The sequence below is a fragment of the Streptomyces sp. NPDC003379 genome (assembly GCF_053589195.1).
On the sequence record NZ_JBSFRK010000133.1, the window covers coordinates 1 to 1296 of the forward strand.

Below are 1296 nucleotides of genomic sequence, written 5' to 3' on the forward strand. Positions count from 1 at the left end.
CCCCGCGGGCCCGGGGGGTGCAGCCCCCGCCCGCGCGCCCGGCGGTCTCTCCGGGGGCGCTGAACGGGGTGCGGTCGACCGGACCCTCCCGTCGAAGAGGTGGACCGGCCGTTGTGCGACGGCCGGTCCACCTCTTCGACGCTGGCCCACCTCTTCGACGCTGGTCCACCACTTCGGCGTTGCTCCGCCCTTCCCGTCCCGCTTCCGTCTCTCCATGCCATCGTCATCGCTCTGGGGGCCGCATGAACTCCGTCCGTACGCAGCCGACGCGTCGCAGATACGCCGGCGCGCTCCTCACCGCGCTCACCCTGGCGCTCGGCCTGCTCACCACGGGCCCGCCACCGAGCGCGTACGCCGCCGACAACGGCCGCTGGTCCGTCTTCCCCGCCGACAGGAAGGCCGCGAAGGACGGGAGTCACCGGGCGTACTTCCGGATGAAGGCGGATCCAGGGCGCACCGTGCACGACAAGGTCACCATCTCCAACCTCGCCAAGGAGCCGGTGACCTTTCTGCTCTACGCGGCCGACGCCTACAACACCCCCCGCGACGGCGGCTTCGCCGTGCGCGAACCCGCCGAGAAGCAGCGGTCCATCGGAGTGTGGACGCGGCTGGAACGTACGGAAGTCACTGTCCGGGCGGGCGGTAAGGCGACCGTGCCCTTCACCGTCGCCGTTCCGCGCACCGCCTCGCCCGGCGACCACCCCGGAGCGGTCATCGCCCTGGACAAGCGCGTCGCACGCGCCAAGGGCACCGGCGTAGGCATCCGCCAGGCGGTCGGCGCCCGGGTCTATCTCCACGTCAACGGCGAGCGGGCGCCCGGCCTGAGCGTCCGGGACGTCCGGTTCGACTACGACGTTCCGCTGCTGCCCGGCCTCGGCAAGGCCGCCACGGTCACGTACACCCTCGTCAACAGCGGGAACGTACTGCTCGAACCCAGGGTCGACCTCAAGGCGAGGGGCCTGTTCGGCCGGACGTCCTTCGACAGCGCGGGCAAGAAGCTGCCGGCCGAGCTGATGCCGGGCCAGCGGGTGCGGGTGACGCAGAAGTGGGCCGCGCCGCCGCCACTGGACTGGGGCAGCGTCGAGCTGACCGCGAGCGACAAGGCCGGCGAGCTGGTGGAGAGCGGGAGCGCGGCCTATCGCACCGTGAACTGGGGCGTGCTCCTCACGCTTGCCCTGGTGGTGCTCTTCCTGGTCGTGGGGGTGGTGGTGCGGCGCCGCAGGGCCCGTTCCGCAGCGGGGAGCTGACCCGTACCGCACGAGGCCGTACGACAGTGAAGCGGGCCCGGAGCGCTCC

General features: G+C 72.3%; 1 protein-coding gene. It reads left to right on the top strand.

The window, feature by feature from the left end; all coding sequences use genetic code 11:
* Positions 1-242 precede the first annotated feature (242 nt).
* A complete protein-coding gene (locus tag ACWDVB_RS40280; RefSeq protein ID WP_451519444.1) occupies positions 243-1247 on the top strand; it encodes a COG1470 family protein in 1005 nt (334 codons plus the stop codon).
* Positions 1248-1296 lie beyond the last annotated feature (49 nt).